At 61.9% G+C, this 21,441-nt stretch carries 11 protein-coding genes and 1 pseudogene; 9 read left to right on the top strand and 3 right to left on the bottom strand.

All coding sequences use genetic code 11. The features are described 5' to 3' along the window. Positions 1–35: 35 nt before the first annotated feature. Complete coding sequence (locus AC5Y4D_RS20105) at positions 36–3,407, bottom strand: DEAD/DEAH box helicase (RefSeq protein WP_500038051.1); 3,372 nt, start codon at positions 3,405–3,407, stop codon at positions 36–38. A gap of 121 nt (positions 3,408–3,528) precedes the next feature. Between AC5Y4D_RS20105 and AC5Y4D_RS20100 the strand changes: the two genes are divergently transcribed. The 9 genes and pseudogenes from AC5Y4D_RS20100 to AC5Y4D_RS20060 all read left to right on the top strand — a co-directional run bounded on the left by AC5Y4D_RS20100 (position 3,529) and on the right by AC5Y4D_RS20060 (position 20,122). Further along, positions 3,529–6,939, top strand: coding sequence for a helicase-related protein (locus AC5Y4D_RS20100; protein ID WP_500038050.1), 3,411 nt, complete (start codon positions 3,529–3,531; stop codon positions 6,937–6,939). Continuing rightward, positions 6,939–9,755 carry a DUF1156 domain-containing protein gene (locus AC5Y4D_RS20095; RefSeq protein ID WP_500038049.1) on the top strand — a complete coding sequence of 939 codons (2,817 nt, stop codon included), beginning with the start codon at positions 6,939–6,941 and terminating at the stop codon, positions 9,753–9,755. Before AC5Y4D_RS20100 ends, AC5Y4D_RS20095 begins: the two co-directional genes overlap by 1 nt. Continuing rightward, positions 9,752–11,422: a DUF262 domain-containing protein gene (locus AC5Y4D_RS20090; RefSeq protein ID WP_500038048.1), complete on the top strand. Its 1,671-nt coding sequence runs from the start codon at positions 9,752–9,754 to the stop codon at positions 11,420–11,422. The genes AC5Y4D_RS20095 and AC5Y4D_RS20090 overlap by 4 nt, the downstream gene beginning before the upstream one ends. A 1-nt stretch (position 11,423) precedes the next feature. Beyond that, entirely contained in the window at positions 11,424–14,759 is a 3,336-nt protein-coding gene (locus tag AC5Y4D_RS20085) for a Swt1 family HEPN domain-containing protein (protein WP_500038047.1), read from the top strand. A 30-nt stretch (positions 14,760–14,789) separates the two neighbouring features. Next, positions 14,790–15,323 (top strand): type III secretion system chaperone family protein, encoded by a 534-nt coding sequence (locus tag AC5Y4D_RS20080; RefSeq protein ID WP_500038046.1) that lies wholly within the window; start codon positions 14,790–14,792, stop codon positions 15,321–15,323. Continuing rightward, a complete protein-coding gene (locus AC5Y4D_RS20075; protein WP_500038045.1) occupies positions 15,316–16,224 on the top strand; it encodes a S1C family serine protease in 909 nt (302 codons plus the stop codon). Before AC5Y4D_RS20080 ends, AC5Y4D_RS20075 begins: the two co-directional genes overlap by 8 nt. 29 nt (positions 16,225–16,253) lie before the next feature. Further along, positions 16,254–16,349 (top strand): annotated as a pseudogene (locus AC5Y4D_RS20070) (type II toxin-antitoxin system VapB family antitoxin); the annotation flags it as partial. Between the two features lie 288 nt (positions 16,350–16,637). Next, positions 16,638–19,622, top strand: a complete 2,985-nt coding sequence (locus AC5Y4D_RS20065; protein WP_500038044.1) for an MMPL family transporter — start codon at positions 16,638–16,640, stop codon at positions 19,620–19,622. Continuing rightward, the gene (locus AC5Y4D_RS20060; protein WP_499993620.1) at positions 19,619–20,122 is read left to right on the top strand and encodes an XRE family transcriptional regulator; all 504 of its coding nucleotides are present in this window, start codon (positions 19,619–19,621) and stop codon (positions 20,120–20,122) included. Before AC5Y4D_RS20065 ends, AC5Y4D_RS20060 begins: the two co-directional genes overlap by 4 nt. Before the next feature lie 2 nt (positions 20,123–20,124). Here the strand turns inward: AC5Y4D_RS20060 and AC5Y4D_RS20055 are convergent, their stop codons facing one another. Both AC5Y4D_RS20055 and AC5Y4D_RS20050 read right to left on the bottom strand, forming a co-directional pair. After that, on the bottom strand, positions 20,125–20,814 hold the full coding sequence (locus AC5Y4D_RS20055) for a hypothetical protein (RefSeq protein ID WP_500038043.1): 690 nt from the start codon (positions 20,812–20,814) through the stop codon (positions 20,125–20,127). Next, complete coding sequence (locus AC5Y4D_RS20050; RefSeq protein ID WP_500038042.1) at positions 20,811–21,422, bottom strand: hypothetical protein; 612 nt, start codon at positions 21,420–21,422, stop codon at positions 20,811–20,813. Before AC5Y4D_RS20050 ends, AC5Y4D_RS20055 begins: the two co-directional genes overlap by 4 nt. Positions 21,423–21,441 lie beyond the last annotated feature (19 nt).

Raw genomic sequence — 21,441 nt, 5'->3', positions numbered from 1 at the left:
GACGGTGTTTTGCCCCGCGCCGCCGTTCCGTGTTGTCAGTTCTCCAACCGCTTAGCCGCAACGACCGCCTTCCGTAGCTCACTATGCGATGGGTTGATCCCTAGCAATCCGGCAACGCGCCGGAGAATCTCGTCCTCTGAGAACGCTTCGCCGTTGGAGATCAAGTGCCGGTATTGTGCCACCTCAGCCGGAGGCACGATATCTATCGTTCGCGGACCCAACTCGCGCGGGAGAACCCTGACCTGCCCTGGCATCCTGAAAGTCTTTGGCTTGTTGCCACTTTGGTTGAATGGATTGTCAGAGGCGATCAACCCGCGGCGCTCCGCTGCCGAGATGGCGCGGTTCACAAGCCGCGAAAACACGTCGTGGAGCTCACGCCCCGTAGACATCCTTCGATAAACCTGGTGGATACGCCAGCCAGTCATCGGACCTTCGATCGATACGATCCGCGCAACGTTTCGCGCTACCTCGTCGTCCGACGTCTGCGTAACTGCAGGTAGCGATTCCGAAAACACGGCATAGGGCCGTAAGCCATTTTCCTTGTCCGACAAGATCTTTGGCTTTTCTGCGGCGGTCCCCGGCGGTATACGCAGTCGAGACGACGCACTATCGGTGCGGGACGCAGGGATGTCGTCACGTTGCCGCACAGTCGTTGAGGGGGCGACGTGGTCGTGCGACCTCAGTTGTCTAACGGATGGCTGCTTCGATCCGGTTGTGTTGCCGGGTTTCTCGTTGTCGCGCGCGCCCGGCCGCCCACCCTCGGTCGACCCAGCGGATGCATGCTGGCCGAATAGTCGTTCACGCTCCTTGGCGATGACTTCGCGCGCCAACTCAGCCTCGGAAACGTCGTACGCCTCCGGCGCACTGTCGGCCGTCTCGCTCTGCCGCGCAAAACTCTCGAAGAGCTCCCTTTTCTTAGCGAGTATTTCTCGGATGCGTTCATCGACGCCTTCGTCCGAAAGCAAGCGGTGCACCTGCACGGATTCCAGCTGCCCCATGCGGTGTGCGCGAGCGATGGCTTGCCATTCGGTGGTCGGCTTGAGTTGTGGTTCGCAGATCACCACGACCGACGCCGCCTGAATGTTCAATCCGACTCCGCCAGCGACAATTTGGGCGACGAGCACTGCGCCCTTCTTCGCTGCGGAGAATTTATCGACCATCTCCTGACGTCTGCTGGCTGCAACCGATCCAGTCAACGGACCAAATACGCGTCCGTGCAGGTGCCGAGTCACCGCATTGAGAATGTCGATGAAGTGTGAGAAGACGACTACCCGACGGCCATTGGACTCTGCTTCGTCGACGATCTCGATCAGCCGCTGCAGTTTGGCCGACCTGTGCCCTTCCTTCATCGCGGCCTGCCGCATCGCCATGAAGTTGCGCTGCTCCACCGCAGTTCTGTATGCGCTGATATCGGCGTCTGACATTGGGATCCACTCGTCAACTTCGACGAGCTCGGGAAGTTCGTCGAGCACGTCTCCCTGGTTGCGCCGCAGGTACGCAGCTGCGACCTGGCGGCGAAACCTTTTGGGAGCGAATTCGTTTGCATCCAGCACCAAGTCTGGACGAAGGTAGCCGACCAGATTGCGGAACTCGTCCAACCGATTCTCCAAGGGTGTTCCCGTCAGCAGGACTGCCCGTTCACAGGAATCGATCAGCTTGGCTGTCCTTCGACTCCGTTGAGCATCCGGGTTTTTGATGTAGTGCGCTTCGTCGACGACCACGCAGCCAAGCGACGGAACCCGGACGCTGCTTTGGAGCCAAGGCAGAGTTTCGAAAGTGGTGACCGCGACACCGCCATTGCGTTTCCAACTCTTCGCTGCCCAGTCGCGATCGGGACCGTGCAGGCGATGGGGAGCCAACTTCGACTTGGCGGCCACCTCCCGCATCCAGTTCGTCACCACCGCCGCAGGGCAGACCACGAGAAAGTGATGAGCTCCCTTGGCGCGTAGGTGTGCCAGCACTGCAATCGCTTCGACCGTCTTACCCAAGCCCATTTCGTCACCGATGATGACTTTTCGTTGCACCAGGGCAAAGCGGGCACCGAAGCTCTGATAGCCGCGAAGGGACGCCACGAGGTACTCGGCTTTGAGTTCGAGGGCTCGGACGGCTTTGATAATCTCCTCGGGCAGGTCCCCGTGTGTTTTTTCCTCGTCTTCGGTGATGAATCCGAGTTCTGCGAGCAGTGCGAAGTAGTCGGCTGGACGAGACAGGAAGTCGTCCCATGGATCGTGCAGCCTAAGCGAAGTGGCGGCTTGGGAAATTAACCCCGCCCGTTCGATTACTGCTTCGGTACGGCTTTTGAAATCCTGGACTGACTGGTTGGCGGCACAAAACACGACCAGATGAGACACCGTCTTGTCGACCGCGATGGCCAAGCCACTGAGGTCTTGTGCCAGCTGCAGCGCGGCCGTTCCGCCGACGTTCTTGCGCAACTGGTCCCACACTCGTAGCCGCCGCAACAGTTCGGTCGCTTCGGGGGTTCGTTTTTTGATGTCCACCCGGGTTGGCATTTCGTCATATGTTGTCTGCCACAGAGTTTGCGCTGCACCGCGGATGCGGGCGGCCGTGGTCGCGCCGATACCGGGCAATTGGTCTAGTCTCTTGGAGTTGAGGACCGCGCTAACGGTTTTCAAGCCGGCGTCGACTAAAGGCGCTGTGCGAATTTTGTCGCGGGTGGCCTCGCGTAGCCGCTCGACGCCCATCTCCGCAAGAATCTGAGCCGTCTCAGCCCGCCGCAGGTTGTTACCGGCATCGGTAGCTGCCGCACGACACCGCGCCTCTTCTGCGGCCGCGCCCAGTAACTTCTTGGTCGCATCAGCGAGGCCAGCGAACGAACTGGCGGCAAGCAACTCGGCGGGGCTGCCAAGGTCGGTCGTGCGGCTCCGTAGGCCGGTGTGCTCGGCCAGCGCGTCCGAAACGTTGATGTTGCCAACCGGCTCCGGTTTGGCCCGGGCCAAGTGTTCTAGTTTCCCGGGCATGCCGTTGCTGACAAACCACTCGTGATACTGGGCGAGATGGACGGCTGCGTCGCGTGCGGCGTCGCGGACAGCACCGGTCGAGAAGAAACGCCGGACACCCAGCACCGGCTGCACCACATCGACGCTCTCGGCAACCTCTGTCGTCAGCTGCGTAACCTGGTCGAAGAAACTCCGGCTTACTCGCGGAAGCCGGTCGTATCGCGCGATGTCGTGAAGGCGCGCTGCATCACCTGGTTGTAGCGGCATCACACGCCAGGCGACCTTGCCGTCCATGGATACCGCGACGACGGCATCGCGCAGCGCCGTTTTGGCAGCAACGGCAGCTTTAGCTACCTCGCTGCGATGGGCACGGATCTCGCTTGCCGTCTCGATCCAGCCAGTAATCTCGTGCGTGATGTCGCGGAGTTGCTGTCGTTCTTCGCGGTTCATTTGTCCTGTGAGTTGGCGGGGATTGCTGCGTAGGGTAACCAACCGATCCGACATGCAATCGTGAACCCGGCATGTCGGTGCCGTTGACTAACGTGATGCGGTTACCTACCGGGGAGGCGTCATGCTGCTGGAAGAACTGAAGCCGGGGCTTCGTGTGGACGGTTTGATCCCTGCCCAAGTCATCACGGTGATCTTTGCTCAATGGCACGGCACCGACGCACTGGAGCTGACATATAAGACCAACGATGGCGCCCTTGGTCAGCAGGTCGTATTCCGCAAAGACCAGGACAGTTTGTCCGTGGCTCAGACCGGGAGCCGTGCATTCGACGGCAACGCCACCGACTTCAAAATGGTCGCCGAGGCCCAACGAATTACCTTGGCCGGTCTTTTCGACCCGATGCTGGCCGTCGCCACCAGCGATGTGCGCCCCCTCCCCCACCAAATCCGTGCCGTCTACGGAGAGTTACTTCCCCGCACTCCGCTTCGGTTCCTGCTCGCCGACGACCCGGGTGCCGGCAAGACCATCATGGCTGGTCTCTACATCAAAGAACTGTTGCTGCGCGACGACGTGCGCAATTGCCTGATTGTGGCTCCCGGCGGCCTGGTCGAGCAGTGGCAGGACGAGTTGTTCTTCAAGTTCGGGTTGCGCTTCGACCTGTTGACCAATCAACTCGTCGATGCCAACGTCAACCTCAATGTCTTCGAAACCAATCCGCTGCTGATCGCGCGGATGGACCAGTTGTCACGCAATGAGGTATTGCAAACGCAACTCAAAGAAACTGAATGGGATTTGGTGATCGTCGACGAAGCGCACCGCATGGGCGCCCACTACTTCGGCGGCAAGCTGGAGAAGACGAAGAGGTTTCTGCTCGGCGAACTCCTCGGCCGGATCACCCGCCATTTGCTGTTGATGACCGCCACTCCGCACTCCGGCAAGGAGGAAGACTTTCAGCTGTTTTTGACGCTGTTGGATCGCGACCGCTTCGAAGGCAAAAACACCAAGACCGCCGACACGAGCGGCATCATGCGGCGCATGGTCAAAGAAGACCTACTCACCTTCGAGGGCAAGAAGCTCTTTCCTGAGCGCAGGGCCGAAACTGTGCCGTACGAGCTCACCGAGCTCGAGTACTCACTGTATGAACAGGTGACCGATTACGTCCGCGAGGGAATGAACCGGGCCGACCGCGTTGGCGGCAAACGCAAAAACACCGTCGGTTTTGCGCTCACCGTCCTGCAGCGGCGCCTGGCGTCCAGCCCCGAAGCCATATACCGGAGCCTGGTACGCCGTACCGAGCGACTGAAACGCAAGAAGCAGGAGATCCTCGACGGCACCTACACCGACAAAGACCCGACCATCGACATCGACGCCCTCGATGGCGATGACTACAACGCCGAGCAGATCGAGGAACTCGAAGAGGAACTACTCGACGCCGCCACCGCGGCCCAAACGGTCGAAGAACTCGATGCTGAGCTGCTTGAGCTGGCAGAGCTGACGAATGTAGCCAAACAGGTCCGCGATTCGGGCACCGACCGGAAATGGACCGAGCTGAGCCGAATCCTGCAAGACGAGGCGCTCACTGTCGACGCCAATGGATGGCCGCGCAAACTCATTATCTTCACCGAGCACCGCGACACCCTGGACTATCTCGCCGGCCGTATCCGCTCTCTACTCGGTAAACCCCAAGCGGTGCAGGCGATCCACGGTGGCGTCCGGCGTAGGGAGCGTCGGATGATCACTGAGGAATTCACTAAGAACCGCGACTGCCAGATCCTGCTCGCCACCGACGCCGCCGGCGAAGGCCTCAATCTGCAGGCCGCTCACCTCATGGTCAACTACGACCTGCCGTGGAACCCCAATCGCATCGAACAGCGCTTCGGTCGCATCCACCGCATCGGGCAACAACAGGTCTGTCGTCTGTGGAACGTCGTCGCCAGCAACACCAGAGAAGGTGACGTCTTCGTCCGGCTTCTCGCCAAGATTGAGGAGCAGCGAAAAGCCTACGGCGGCAAAGTGTTCGATGTCCTTGGCGAGGCGTTTTCCGAGACACCGCTCCGCGAATTGCTGCTGGATGCTATCCGCTACGGCGAGCTGCCCGAGGTTCGTGCCAAGATGCACGACGTCATCAACCACAAGGTTTCTGACGGACTCAAAGAACTGCTCGACGAACGCGCCCTGGCCTCCAACCACCTGGCTGACGCCGACCTGGCCAAGCTACGTGCCGCCATGGACGAGGCGCGGGCCCGACGGTTGCAGCCGCATTACATCGAACTGGCTTTCAAAGCGGCGTTCGCCCGGCTTGGCGGGCGAATGGCTAAACGAGAACGCGGCCGCTACGAAATCGCCAACGTGCCAGCGCAAATCCGGGCCAGCAAGTTTCAGCCGATCGCCACCAAGTACGACCGCGTGACGTTTGACCTGGAACATGTTCACTCCGAGGAGCTTGCGCACGCCGACCTTCTCGCACCTGGGCATCCGCTTCACGACGCAGTGATGGACGAAGTAGCTAGGCACGTGGGCGGAGTATTGAACAACGGGACCGTCCTGGTCTCTGCCACTCTTGACGAACCGCAACTACTCGTCGGCGTGGTTGAGGAAGTTGCTGATGCGACGGGAGCGGCGGTAGCACGGCGATTCGGCTACGCCTACGTGGACAGTTTCGGCACCGTCAGGCCAGCTGGGCCTGCACCCTATCTAGATTGCGTTGCTGCACCCGAGATCCCAGCAGTGAAAGCTGCCCGTCAGCTAGCCTGGCTTGCCGAGGCTGAAGACCGCGCAACGAGCTGGATCATCACCAACCAACTTCCCGAGTATCTCGCTGAAATTCGTCCGCGGCGCGCTGCCGAGCTGGCGAAGACACGCGAGCTGGTGGTGAAAAGGCTTCAGAGCGAACGGGATCGCCTGCTTCTCGACGCCGCGGTGGCCTCCGAGAAGGAACAGGCCGGTGACAAGCCGAGAGAGTCGGCGGAAAGTCTGAACCGCAAAGCGGTCGACCTCGACATGCGTTTGCGTAAGCGGTTGGAACTGTTGGACCAACAGACGCTGATGTCCACCAAACCGCCACGTATCGTGACGGCCGCTTTGGTGTTGCCAGTCAGCATGGTCGAGGGAGAGTTGCCCCCATCTGCTCCGATTCATGCCAAAGAGACCAAGGAGGTCGAGCGCCGTGGCGTCGAGCTGGTGATGAGGAGTGAGCGTTCGCTCGGGCGTGCGCCGATCGAGCAGTCGTTCAACAACAAAGGGTTCGACATCTTGTCTTCGGACGCGGATGGTGACACCTACCGCGTTGAAGTCAAGGCCCGGTTGGATGGTGCGACGGACTTCTTCGTCACGCACAACGAAGTGATGGTCGGGAAGAACGCGGTCCCGCGTTATCGACTCGCTCTGGTCCGGATAGACCCCCGCGGTTCCCAGTATGACCAGGTCCGATATCTCGGAGATCCCTTTGCTTCAACCGAACTCGGTGACTTCGACGCCACCGGCGTGCGTGGCGACTGGAACAAGATGTGGAACAAGGGAACTGAGCCGTTCTGATGACTTCCGAAACCCCGGCGCCGAAACGCAAGCTGATCGAAGTTGCGCTGCCGCTTGAAACAATCAATCGAGAATCAGCTCGCGAGAAGTCAATTCGCCATGGCCACCCGTCGACCCTGCATCTGTGGTGGGCACGACGCCCTTTGGCTGCAGCTCGCGCCGTCTTGTTCGCGCAACTCGTCGACGACCCGTCCTCACACCCCGAGGAGTTTCCTACCGACGAACTGCAGCGCAAAGAGCGGGAGCGATTGCACAAGCTGATCGAGCGCTTAGTCGTCTGGGAGAACATCCGCGACGAAAAGTTGTTGGCTGAGGCGCACGCAGAAATCTTGAAGTCCACCAACGGAAATCCGCCGCCCATTCTAGATCCGTTCGCTGGCGGAGGAACTATTCCGCTCGAGGCGCAGCGACTTGGCCTTGAGGCCCACGCCTCGGATCTGAATCCCGTTGCGGTGCTGATCAACAAAGCCCTCATCGAGATCCCGCCGAGGTTCTCCGGGCGACCGCCGGTGTCGCCCGATGTCGCGAAAGATCAACTCACCTACCCGTGGCCGGGTGCGACCGGACTGGCAGAAGACGTCCGCCGCTACGGCCAGTGGATGCGCGACGAGGCCGAAAAGCGCATTGGCCATCTGTACCCCAAAGCGACCTTGCCAGATGGATCCAAAGCAACGGTCATTGCCTGGATTTGGGCGCGCACAGTCAAATGCCCCAACCCTGCCTGCGGGATTGCGATGCCACTGGTGCGCTCGTGGTGGTTGGGAAAGAAGAAAGGCAAAGAGGCGTACGTGGTTCCGTCCGTAGTTGACGGCAAGGTCCAGTTCGCTATCGGCCACGACCCCAAACGAGCGCCGACCAACGACACCGACGGCACAGTCGGGCGCACTGGCGCGTACTGCATCAACTGTCATGCAGCGGTCGACCGCGAGCACATTAAGTCCGAGGGTCGTGCCGGACGCATGGCGGCGCGACTCATGGCCACGGTCGCGGAGGGCAATCGCACCCGCACCTACTTGGCGCCGACGCCGGAACACGAGGCTGCCGCGGAAGTTCCGCGTCCGCTGGATGTGCCAGCTCAGGAGCTTGGGTATCACCCCAAGGACATCTGGACACCACCCTACGGACTTACTACCTTCGCCGACCTATTTACCGCTCGGCAACTCACGGCGCTCACCACGTTCAGTGACCTCGTGATGGAGGCACGCGACCGGGTGCTCGCCGATGCTCTCGCCTCCGGAATGCCCGAAGGGGTTCGCCTCGAAGCTGGTGGCACAGGAGTCGGTGCCTACGCGGATGCTGTGGCAACATATTTGGGCTTCGCCATCAGCCGAATGTCGAATAAGGCGTGCACCATTTGCTCCTGGGACTCCAGCACAAAAATGGAAGCTGTTCGGAGCGTGTTTGCGCGGCAAGCACTTCCGATGAGCTGGGACTACGCGGAGTCGAACCCATGGGGCGGATCCGGTGGTGATTTTGCCGAAGATCTGCGGTGGGTCGGGCGCGTAGTTGACAAATGCGAGTTCGGGTCGGTAGTCGGAGTCGTGCAGCAGGTGTCCGCAAGCAGCTGCTCGGTGGACGGACTACTGATTTCCACAGATCCTCCGTATTACGACAACATCGGCTACTCCGACCTGTCGGACTTCTTCTACGTGTGGCTGCGTCGCTCACTGCGGCCGGTCCACCCACAATTGCTGAGCACCATGCTGGTACCGAAGAGTGAGGAGCTCGTAGCAAATGCCTATCGCCATGGCGGTAAAGCTGGAGCGCACAAGTTTTTTGAGGATGGGTTCCGAGAAGTCTTCCGGCGAGCCCGAGCATCCGCACTCACTGAGTTTCCGATCACCGTCTATTACGCGTTCAAGCAGTCCGAGACGACCGATCACGGGCAAGCATCATCCGGTTGGGAGACGCTCCTGGAAGGGATGATTAGTTCCGGTTGGACCGTCACGTCAACGTGGCCGGTCCGTAGCGAACTCGGCAACCGAATGATCGGTTCAGGAACGAACGCTCTTGCGTCATCGATAGTCCTGGCACTGCGACCCCGACCCCACAGGGCAGGAGCTACGGACCGTCGCCAGTATGTCGCGGCGCTCAAGAATGAACTGCCCACAGCGCTTAAGGAGCTACAACAAGGAGCGATTGCCCCAGTCGACCTGCCGCAAGCAGCAATCGGTCCAGGCATGGCGGTATTCTCCCGATACGCAGCGGTGCTGGAGCCCGATGGCTCAAAGATGTCGGTTCGTTCCGCGTTAGCTCGCATCAATGAGATTCTCGACCAGGTGCTAAACGAGCAGGAAGGCGACTTCGACGTAGCGTCGCGCTTTGCGATCGCTTGGTACCGCCAAAATGGTTACGGCACAGGTAAATTCGGCGATGCCGACAACCTTGCACGCGCTCGCAATACCAGTGTTGACACTATGGACCGCAACGGCATCCTTACCTCACGCGCCGGCAAGGTTCAACTGATTAGACCCCAAGATCTGAGTTGGGACTACGACGTCGTGACCGACCTTCATGCGAGCAACTGGGAAATCCTGCACCACCTCATCAAGGTCCTGGAAAGCGACGGCATAGCACCGGCGGGCGACTTCTCACGCGCAGCGTTGAGCCGCCCGGACGGTGCAGTCGACATGGACCTCGTTAAGGAGTTGGCACATCTACTGTTCCGGATCGCCGAGTCGGGCGGCTGGACCAAAGATGCGTTGAGCTTCAACAACCTTGTCACCAGTTGGCCGGAGATCCTTGATGCTGCGAGGGCTGAGATACGCGCTTCTGACCCCCAAAGTTCCTTCGACTTCGACGTGGAGGAATCGTGAAGAAGCTCGATGCCGGTGAATACCCTCTCGGCAAGGTGTTCTCGGGCGATTTCGAGTTCACGATTCCCGACTATCAGCGTCCCTACTCGTGGGGAACCGAACACGCACGCCAACTGTTGGACGACCTCGACGGGGCCATCGACCGCGACTCCGACGAACCCTACTTCCTCGGCTCGTTGGTTCTGGTGCGCGATGAGGGTCGACGTGCTGAGGTCATCGATGGGCAGCAGCGCCTGACGACGCTCAGCATTCTGTTCGCGGTGATGCGAGACATAACGGGCAACAGCGCTCTCGAAAACGAGCTGAAAGAGTTTCTGCAAGAGCCGGGAAAGATCACAGCGGGCACTAAGGCAAAGCCACGCCTCATCTTGCGGGATAAGGATGCGCCGTTCTTCCTCGACTATGTGCAGGCTCCGGATTCCATCGCGAAACTAATTGCCTTGGGCAACAACGCATTGTCGAATGAATCCCAACGCAACATCCGCGACAATGCCAAGGCACTGCACGACCAATTGATCTCGTGGCCGCCCAAACGCATTGAAAAGCTGGCCGAGGTGGTGGGCAGTCGCACGTTCTTAGTCATCGTGAGCACTCCCGACCTAACAAGCGCTTACCGGATCTTCAGCGTGATGAACGCCCGAGGCCTCGACCTGTCCCCAAGCGACATTTTTAAAGCCACCACTATCGGCGAAATAGATGACGACGAACGCGCGGCTTACGCGAAGAAGTGGGAGGACGCGGAGCAGGAGCTTGGGCGCAGGGATTTCGCCGACATGTTCCTGCATTTGCGCATGATCTTCGCCAAGGAGCGTGCTCGCCGCGAGCTGCTGCTCGAATTCCCCGAACAGGTTTTGAAGGCATACCTGCCTGAGCGCGCGTCCGAGTTCATCGACGACGTGCTGTTGCCCTACGCCGACGCCTACGAACATCTGTTGCATGCGGACTTCAAAGGAAAAGCGACATGGCCGAAGGTCAACGCCTGGCTGAAGCGGCTTCGCCGCATCGACAACAATGACTGGCGTCCGCCAGCGCTGTGGGCCCTTAAAAATTACAGCGAAGATCCGAAGTTCCTCGACGCGTTCCTACGGAAGCTGGAGCGCCTCGCGGCCAGCATGCTGATCCGGCGGATCTACACCACACCGCGGGCCATGCGATACGCCACCCTCCTCAAGGAGCTCGACACGGGTCAGGGACTGGATGCTGATTCCTTCAATCTGAGTGACGAGGAGTGCACGAAGACCGTTGACCGGCTGAACGACGAGCTTTATCTCACCCCGCCGTCCAGCGTCTACGTCCTGCTGCGTTTGGACGAGCTTCGAGCCAATCAGCCTGGTGTCAGTTACGAACACAGCATCGTCACTGTGGAACACGTTCTACCGCAACAACCTAAAAAGGGCAGCCAGTGGATGACAGACTTTGACGAGGACCAACGAACGCATTGGACCCATCGCCTCGCCAATCTGGTGCTGCTGAACAGGCGAAAGAACAGCTCGGCACAGCGGTTCGACTTCGACGAAAAGAAACGACGCTACTTTCACGGAGACGGCGTCTCGACGTTCGCACTGACTAGCCAAGTTCTGTCCAAAGATGCTTGGACGCCGCGCATTCTGCAGGCGCGTCAAAGAACCCTACTGAAGCGTCTGACCGATGAGTGGGAGTTGAAGTGAGATGGCACTGAGCAACCGCGACCGCATCGACCGCATGTTCCAGGCCATGGCCCCGGCGCTGGACGACTTCATCGCCTCGGTCATCGGTCAGGGTGATCAATCCCTCGGAGCCGCTTGGACGAAGCTCGTGCAATTCAAAGATGGAAAGAAGGGCGCACCGCCGGACAAGACCTACAACCCCCTAGACCCGCAGGTGCAGTTCCGCATCCTCACCGAAACAAATATCACCAACGGCTTCAAACCCGGTTGGTATCCCTTCGACAAAACCTTCGGTAAGGCCGGCGAATCCTTCGCCATCGAACTGCGAGAAGTCCGGAACACGTGGGCGCACAACGGAACGTTCAGTGACGACGATGCCTACCGTGCCCTCGACACCGGCGAGCGCTTACTCAAACTCATCGGCGCGGCAAGGGAAGCGGACGAGATCCGTGCGATCAGGCTCAACCTGCGCCGAGTCACTGCAGACAAAGAGGACAAGAAGACCCTCAAGGCGGCCGTCGACAATCCCGAAGCCGCCGGTCTGAAGCCATGGCGCGAAGTCCTGCCTCCGCACGATGACGTTGCCACCGGAAACTTCGCCGCGTCGGAGTTCGCGGCGGACCTCTACAAAGTCGCGTTCGGAGGCGAACAGGACTCCGGTTACGCCGACGCCATCGAGTTTTTCCGTCGCACGTACCTCACCGAGGGACTCAGCGACCTGATCGGCCGTGCCGTGCGCCGACTCTCCGGCGACGACAACGCGCCGCCAGTTATCAACCTGCAAACCAACTTCGGTGGCGGCAAGACCCACTCGATGCTTGCGCTGTGGCACGTTGCCGCCGGGTTGAAGGTAGGTGAGTTCCCTCAGCACACCCAGGACCTTCTGACCGCCAATGGATATGCCGGGGGCAAAGTCAACCGCGTCGCAATAGTTGGAAACCACTTCAGCCCATCGGGTGAAACCAAGAGCGATGACACCCGAGTCAACACCATCTGGGGCGAGCTAGCCTGGCAACTCGGCGGCGCAGATGCCTATGCGTTGGTCGCCAAGGCTGACACTGACCGCACCACGCCTGGTGAGGCATTGCACGAACTACTCATTAAGTACTCCCCCGCCGTCATTCTGATCGATGAATGGGTGGCGTATGCGCGATCTCTCGTCGGCCGAGACGACCTGGCCGGCGGCACGTTTGATGATCAATTCACCTTCGCGCAGTCGTTGACCGAAGCGGCCAAGGGTACCTCCGGTGTGCTGCTGGTCATTTCGATACCCGCCTCGGAGTCTGGTGACGATGCCGACAAGGTCGTCGCGGGCAACGCCGAGGAAGTGGGCGGGGCTCACGGTCTCGAAGCGCTCAAGCGGCTACAGAACGTCGTGCGCCGCGTCGCCGATCAATGGCGGCCTGCGTCCTCAGCCGAGGCTTATCAGATTGTCCGGCAACGCTTGTTCAACCAGCCCGACGCCACTGCGTTAGCTGCGATCGGGGCGACCGCCCGCGCTTATGTCGAAATGTATCGCAAGTACGCCGACGACTTTCCACGCGAAGCGCGCGACGGAGCTTACGAAGACCGTCTCAAGCGGACCTATCCGATCCATCCCGAATTGTTCGACCGACTCTACGAAGAGTGGTCCTCACTGGAACGGTTTCAGCGCACCCGCGGTGTCCTGCGGCTAATGAGCACGGTCATCCACGCCCTCTGGACCGGCGAGGATGCGTCCCCGCTCATCATGCCGGGATCGATCCCGCTGGCCACTGCCAACGTCAACGCCGAACTGACGCAATACCTTCAGGATTCATGGAAGGCGATCATCGACGCGGACGTCGACGGCCCTAGTTCCGAACCGGCGCGCATCGACAGAGAAAAACCGCTATTCGGCCAGCGCTCACTGACCAAGCGCCTCGCCCGCACGGTGTTTTTCGGCGCGGCGCCGACCATCGGTTCCGCGCATAAAGGCCTCGAAACGCAGCGGGTTTTCCTCGGCACCGCCGTGCCCGGTGACGTGCCGGGCAACTTCCACTCTGCGTTGACACAACTCGGCGACCGCGCCACCTACTTCTATTCCGGCTCTGGGAAGTACTGGTACGACCTGCAAGCCAACATCACCCGCACTGCAAAGGACCAAGCCGAACGCCTACACAAGGAGGACGTCTGGGCCGAGATCGTGCGCCGACTGCAGAATCAGGCGCGCGTCCGCGGTGATTTTGTCGGCGTGCACGTATGCCCGGAGTCCAATGCCGACATTCCTGACACCGACGAAGCTCGACTGGTCATCTTGCATCCCAAGGTCGCACACAAGCGCGGAACAAGCTCGCTCGCAAAGGCTTTCACGCAGACAGCGACAGAGCACAGAGGCAGCGGCAATCGAACCCATCGCAACATGCTGGTGTATCTCGCCGCTGATGAAGCCCGTCTCGATGAACTCGATGCCGCCACTCGCGATTACCTCGGTTGGACCCATGTCCTCAACAACGAAGCCGACCTCGACCTGACGCAGAACCAGAAGAATCAAGCGACACAGCGTCAGACTCAAGCGGATCAGACCGTGAAGTCACGTCTGCTGCAAACGTTTACGTGGGCTCTGGTACCGGCTCAACCCGATCCAGGTGCTCCCTTCGTCATCCGTGAAACCAAAGTGGAAGGGCAGTCGGAGTCTCTGGCTGAGCGTGTTTCGCGCCGCCTCGGAAGCGATGGCGATCTCTCGACCCGGCAAGCTGCGGTCACCATTCGCCTTGCAATCAATAAGGTTCCACAGATCTGGAAAGACGGCCACGTCACGCTCGGAATTCTGTGGGGGCTGTACTGCCAATACCCCTACATGCCGCGGTTGCGCGACCGTAGCGTCTTGGACGAAGGCATCTTAGACCTGCCGATGCTTTGGGAAACCGATGCGTTTGCAATTGCATCTGGTTTCGATGCCTCAACCAACCGCTATATCGGACTGTGGATCCCAGGCGACCAGAACTCTGCCCCGGCAGCGACCGACTCGTTGTTACTCGTAAGACCTGATGTCGCAGTCCATCAGCGAGAGCATGAGCAGCCACCCGAGCCTAGTCTTACAACCCAGGAACAGACGTCGCACACGACACATGCTGGCTCTGGCCCTCCTCCGATTGACATCTCGTTCCCAACCCGCTTCTACGGAGTCAAGACGCTCAGTTCCGACAAGATCGCCCTCGATTTCAAGAACATCGCCGACGAAGTCATCGCCAATCTGCGCGATCAAGGGATCAATCTCGTGGTAAAGATTGAGATTGAAGCTATTGACGCAAACGGCTTCGACGAGAACAAGATTCGCACCGTGTCGGAGAACGCGAAGACGTTGAAATTTGACCAGTCGGGGTTCGAGATCTCCTAGGAAGCCAAGTCATCAGCGGAAGGACGTGAGATGACCAAATTCACCCAGCGGATCCAATCCGCGTCGCTATTCGACCGAGTCGCTGAGACGTTAGGGTTCGGCGATGGCAATGACAGCGATGATGTCAACCTCGTCGAATGGGTCGAACGCACCCTCAAACGTGAACTCAAACTAAAGCGGATCGACCACGACGATGACGGTGACATTCCCATCCGGCGTGGAAGCACAGTTGTGTTCGTCCGTGCCGCCGATGACGACGAAACGACACAGATCGTCGTGTTCGCCCCGCTCATCGAGGACTTTGCAATAAAGCCGGAAGTGTACGAAGCCGTCAACGCGATCAACCGCAAGACGCCTTTCCTGAAGGCCACGATCGACCCGGACAGCTGTCAGATCTTGCTGTCGGCCGACCTGTTTATCTTCGATCAGCTCTCGGCGGAGCAACTCATGGCCACCATCGACTTCGTGGGCGAGCGAGCCGATCACTATGGCACCCTGCTGCAGAAGCGATTTGGCGGCAGAACAATGCTTGACGACACCGAGGACGATGAGTTCGATGTCTGAAGCTGCCCCTCTCCTACGGCAATTCAGTGATCAAGTTGTCGAGCTTGCCGAGCGTGTCGTACGGTCCACTGCGCTTGTCAGCGGGCAGACACAAGACTTTGACGAGGGCAGCGGTTCAGCATGGCTTTACGATGCCGAACACCTTGTTACTAACGACCACGTTGTCGACCTTCTTGTCCAACCAATTCAGGTGCAGTTGGCGGGCACCACTGCGACGGAGGCACGTCTAATCGGCCGGGATCCCCTAACGGATTTAGCTGTCCTGCGTATCGACCGACAATCAGTTCCCCCGCTGCAGATCTCGCAGCAGGGCGCCAGACTCGGTGAACTTTGTTTCGCGTTCGGGAGTCCTTGGGGTGAATTCCCAGAAAGCATCAGTATGGGCATCGTCAGCGGACTGCAACGCAGTCTGCGGGCAGGCGACAAGCACGCAATCTTCGACGTCATCCAGACCGATGCCGCTATCAATCCTGGTAACTCCGGTGGTCCACTCGTCAACGTAGACGGACTCGTTATCGGTGTGAACACGGCGGGATTTGCAGGGGCCGAAGGCATCGGTTTTGCGGTACCGGGCAACACTGTCGCCGAAGTGGTTCATGAACTAGTCACATTCGGGGCCGTCGAACGAGCGGCACTGGGAGTCACGGTCGCCCGACGACCGCTCGCGGACGGACATGGCCTCGTCGTCACGGCGGTCCGAACTGAGGCCGCCGGTTCCTTCGAGCGGGGAGACGTAATTGTCGCCGTTGGCGACAGGCAGATTGCAACCCAGAACGACTTGTTGCGTGCGCTTCGGCGCGACGTGGCGAACCGCAGAGTCACGGTAGTTGTGATGCGAAACGGCGGCGAAGTCTCCGTCGAGTGCCGACCGCGCAGCGTCAGGACATTTGCCGAAGGGTAGAAACCGCCCCAATTACATACCGTCTACCTGTGGCGCTGAACGTCAAAGACCCGGAGGTCGACCGATTGGTGGCCGAACTGGCCAGTCGCCTGCACACCGCGAAGACTGACGCGATCCGCTACGCCCCGCTGATCGTGCTGACCGGGTGCCACTGCGCAGTTCCGCGCCCATATTCGAACGGCGGCGCAGCGAAATCGGCCTAACCGTGCAGCCTTGTACCGGCAACCGCTAGTAGCGGTCGGCAACGACTTCGCTCGGGCACCGGCCAACCCCGATCACGACTTAACAACGATCCCGCCAAACCAGTGTCGTCGCAGCTCAAGACGCGATAAGCAAACACCTGACCCCGCGGGTATTCTCGCGGGCGCACGCGCTGCGCAAGACATACGGGGAGTTAAGAAATCCAGCAGTTCATGATGCGGCTCAGCCGCAACCTGCGCAGATTCCGCTGGTTCGTGTTCACAGCCTGGATGCTGGCGTTGGTTCCGGCGGTTTATTTGGCGATGACGCAGTCGGGAAATCTGACCGGCGGCGGGTTCGAGGTCGCCGGCTCCCAGTCGCTGGCCGTGCACGACCAACTCGTCGCCCAATACCCCGAGCTCGGCGCCTCCCCGCTGGCGCTGGTGGCCGCGCCCCGCGCCGACGCCACCTATCAGGACATCAACGACGCCGTCGCGCAGCTGAGACAGATCGCCAAAGAGCTACCCGGCGTCACCGAGGCGCCCAACCCCACCCAGCGCCCACCTCAACCCGACCGGCCCTACGTGGTGACGCTGCGTCTGGACGCCCGGAACGCCGGCACCAGCGACGTCGCCAAGAAACTCCGGCAACGAATCGGCGTCGAAGACGACCGCTCCGGGCAGACCGCGAACGGTCACGTCCGGCTCTACGTCATCGGCCAAGGTGCGCTGTCCGCCGCGGCCGCGGCCAACACCAAGCACGACATCGCCAAGGCCGAGGAATGGAACCTGCCGATCATCCTGATCGTCCTGCTGGCGGTGTTCGGGTCCCTGGCGGCGGCGGCGATCCCGCTGGCGCTGGGCATCTGCACGGTCGTGGTCACCATGGGACTGGTCTATCTGCTGTCCATGCACACCACCATGTCGGTGTTCGTGACGTCGACGGTGTCCATGTTCGGCATCGCGTTGGCCGTGGATTATTCGCTGTTCATCCTGATGCGGTTCCGCGAGGAGCTGCGCACCGGCCGCCAGCCACAGGAAGCCGTGGACGCCGCGATGGCCACCTCCGGGCTGGCCGTGGTGCTGTCCGGGATGACGGTCATCGCCTCGCTCACCGGCATCTACCTGATCAACACCCCGGCGCTGCGATCGATGGCCACCGGCGCGATCCTGGCGGTCGCGGTCGCGATGCTGACCTCGGCCACGCTGACACCGGCGCTGCTGGCCACCTTCTCGCGGGCCGCGGCCAAACGCTCGCCGCTGTTGCACTGGTCGCGCCGCCCGGAGAGCACCGTGTCCCGGTTCTGGACGCGCTGGGTCGGCTGGGTGATGCGCCGGCCGTGGATCTCGGCGCTGGCCGCCTCGGCCGTGCTGTTGCTGATGGCGGCCCCGGCGACGTCGATGGTGTTGGGCAACAGCCTGCTGCGCCAGTTCGACTCCTCCCACGAGATCCGCGCCGGCGTGGCCGCGGCGTCGCAGGCGCTGGGCCCCGGGGCCATGGGTCCCGTCCAAGTGCTGGTGACGTTCTCCGACTGGCCGCAGGGACAGGACGCCGTCTCAGCCCACACGCAGATCCTCGACGCATTGCGCCAACGGATGTCGCAGGCACCCGACGTGGCTTCGGTGCCCCCGCCGGTCTTCAGCGGCGACCGCAAGACCGCGCTGCTGTCTGCGGTGCTGTCGGTGGACCCCGAGGACATGCGGGCCCGGCACACCGTCGACTGGATGCGCAGCCAGCTGCCCAGGACCGCCGGTGACGCGCAGGTGGCCGTCGGCGGCTCGACGGCGCTGATCAAGGACTTCGACGACCGGGTCGCCGAAACGCAGCCGCTGGTGCTGGGATTCGTCGCGCTGATCGCGTTCGTCATGTTGCTGCTCTCGGTGCACTCGGTCCTGTTGGCGCTCAAGGGCGTGCTGATGACGCTGCTGTCGGTGGCCGCGGCGTATGGATCGTTGGTGATGATCTTCCAATGGGGCTGGGCGGAGAAACTGGGTTTCCCGCACCTGACCTCGATCGACAGCACGGTGCCGCCGCTGGTCCTGGCGATGACGTTCGGGCTGTCCATGGACTACGAGATCTTCCTGCTCACCCGGATCCGGGAACGTTTCCTGCAGACCGGTCACACCCGCGACGCGGTCGCCTACGGGGTGAGCACCAGCGCCCGCACGATCACCAGCGCCGCCCTGATCATGATCGCGGTGTTCTGCGGGTTCGCGTTCGCCGGCATGCCGCTGGTCGCCGAGATCGGGGTGGCCTGTGCGGTCGCGATCGCCGTCGACGCCACCGTGGTGCGGCTGGTCCTGGTGCCCGCGCTGATGGCGATGTTCGCCAAATGGAACTGGTGGCTGCCGGGCTGGCTGGGCCGGGTCCTGCCGTCGGTGGACTTCGACCGTCCGCTGCCCGACGTCGACCTGGGCGGCGTCGTCGTCATCCCGGAGGACATCACCGCCGCGATCGCGCCCAGCGCCGATCTGCGGATGGTGATCAAGTCCGCGGCCAAGCTCAAACACCTTGCCCCCGACGCCATCTGCGTGGCGGACCCGTTGGCCTTCAGCGGCTGCGGACGCAAGGACCCGGACTCCGAACCCGCCGGCGACACCCTGGACACGCCGGCGCCGCTCGAGTCCTCGGTCGACGACGACACCGAACTGGTCATCGGGGTCGGCCAGGCGACAGCCCGCCGGGTCGGCCTGGCATATCGCACCAGCATCGCGCGGGCCATGTCGTGGACGGACCGTCCCGTCCATCCGGTCACCCTCTGGCGAGGTCGGCTCTCCGTCGCGCTCGACGCGCTGGACAGCCGGACCACCAAGACCGCGCGGAGTCGATATCGGCGGCGCAGCCCCGTGGAGACCACCCACGTCCAGCTGCCCACCGGCGACCGGCTGCAGATCCCGACCGGGGCCGAAACGCTGCGCCTCAAGGGTTATCTGATCATGAGCCGTAACAGCAGCCGCGATTACGCCGACTTTGCTGACATGGTTGAGGTGATGGAGCCGGAGACCGCCGCGGTGGCGCTGGCCGGAATGGATCGGTATTACAGTTGTCAGCCTTCGTCTTCGCGGCGGCACTGGATCGCCACCGAGCTGGTCCGCCGGCTGGCGGACCCCGATCCGTCCGACCTCGACTCGACAGAGTCCGACGTCAAGGCAAACTGGGAAGGGGTCCGGCAGCGCTGCCTGTCCGTGGCCGTGGCGATGTTGGAGGAGGCGAGGTGACGTTGGCAGCCGACCAGCGAAGATCCGCGCCCGCGCCGCCGTCGCAGCAGCGCGATCCCGACCCCGATCAGCCCGTCGAGTTCTGGTCGACGGCAGCGATCCATGCGTCCCTGCAAGGTGGCGATATCGCCACGTGGAAGCGCATCGCCGGCGCGCTCAAACGCGACCCGTACGGGCGCACCGCGCGGCAGGTGGAGGAGATCCTCGGAGGCTCCCGGCCGGCCGGCATCGCCAAAGCCCTCTGGGAGGTGCTCGAGCGCGCCCGCACCCACCTCGAGGCCAACGAGCGCACCGAGGTGGCCCGCCATGTGCGGCTGCTGCTCGACCGCTCCGGGCTGGTCCAGCAGGAATTCGCGTCACGTATCGGGGTGACCGCCGAAGACCTCACCGCCTACCTCGACGGCCGGGTGAGCCCGTCGGCCTCGCTGATGATCCGGATGCGCAGACTCTCCGACCGGTTCGTCCGGGTCAAGAACGAGCGCCCGCCCAGTTCCAACTGACCTCAGCGCGAGTTGATCGGCATGATGTCCTGCACCAGCCAGTCGTTGCCGCGTTTGGACAACGTCACGCGCACCGCCGGAGCGGCCTTGTTGGGGGGTTGACCGGGGGTGTCCTGGGTGACCCGCATGATCACCGCGACACTGGCCGCCGACGGCCCGATGGCCTCAACACCGGCCGCCAGCGTGGCGGCCTGCGCGGTGACCTTGCGCTGCTGCATGTCGGCGGTGGTCTTGAGGTATTCCTCTCGGAACTTGCCCGCCCGCTCGGGCACCATCAGCGACGCCGCGCGGTCGATCGACTCCCCCGGTGCCGTCGGCGAGAACGACGCCACCGCCTCGGCCGCGCGGGTGGCGACCTGCACCACCGCCACCGAGTCCCGTTTGAAGTCGTCGTCCTTGGTGGTCCAGTGGGTGTATCCGGTCACTACGGCAGCGCTCAGGGCCGCCGTGGCCAGGAAGACGATCGCCAGCCGCAGCCCCGGGGCGTCGTCGTCGGTCCCGACGCTCACCGCGTCGCGGCGCAGCAGCCAGAAGTTGACGGCCACGCCCTGCACGATCAGCAACACCAGCGCGGTACCGAGCGCAACCCACCAGCGCGGCCACGCGAGCACCACCCCGATCCCGACCAGCGCGACGATCGCCGCCAGCGGCGCCAGCACGTCGAAAGCGGTGAGCCGCCACACGTTCCTCATCGGATCGACTCCAGCTTGGAGATCAGCAGTTTGCCGTCGACCTGCGAGACGTCCAGCCGCAGACTCCAGTGCACGACCTGCGGCGGGCCGCCGGTCTTCTCGGCCACGGACGTCGCGACCAGCATCACCGAGTCGGTCCGGGTGGCGAACGCCGGCAGCTTGGTGGTCACCACGTTGCGCGGGGAGCCGGGCACCGTGTCCAGGTCGCGGTGCACGGTGTCGATGGCCACCGCCTCCACCCGCCCGACGCTCTGGGCCTGCAGCTTGGCCGCCACCTGCCGGTACGACTGTATGGTCGCCTCGAAGTCGGTGTTGAGTTCTCCGACCGTGCCCTCGTGCAGTCGCTGCAGGCTGGCGTCGAGGTTGCCGGTGTTCATGTTGATCAGCACGTCTGACCAGTCGGCCGCGGCTTGCATGACCCTGGACTGGTAGATGCGTTCGTCGGAGGCGTCGCGGTGGTTGATCCAGATCAGCACGCCCAGCACCACCGCCGCGACCGAGACCAGGCCCAGCACCGTCGAGGCGATGCCGAAGCTGGAGAACATACCGCCTTCGTCGGCGTCGTCGGCTTCGTCGGCCGGTTCCTCAGTTTTGTCCAGGTCAGGCATGGCCCGATCGTTGCACCCG

It is taken from the genome of Mycobacterium sp. NGS67 (assembly GCF_059812185.1).
This window is presented reverse-complemented; position numbering and strand designations above follow the sequence as displayed.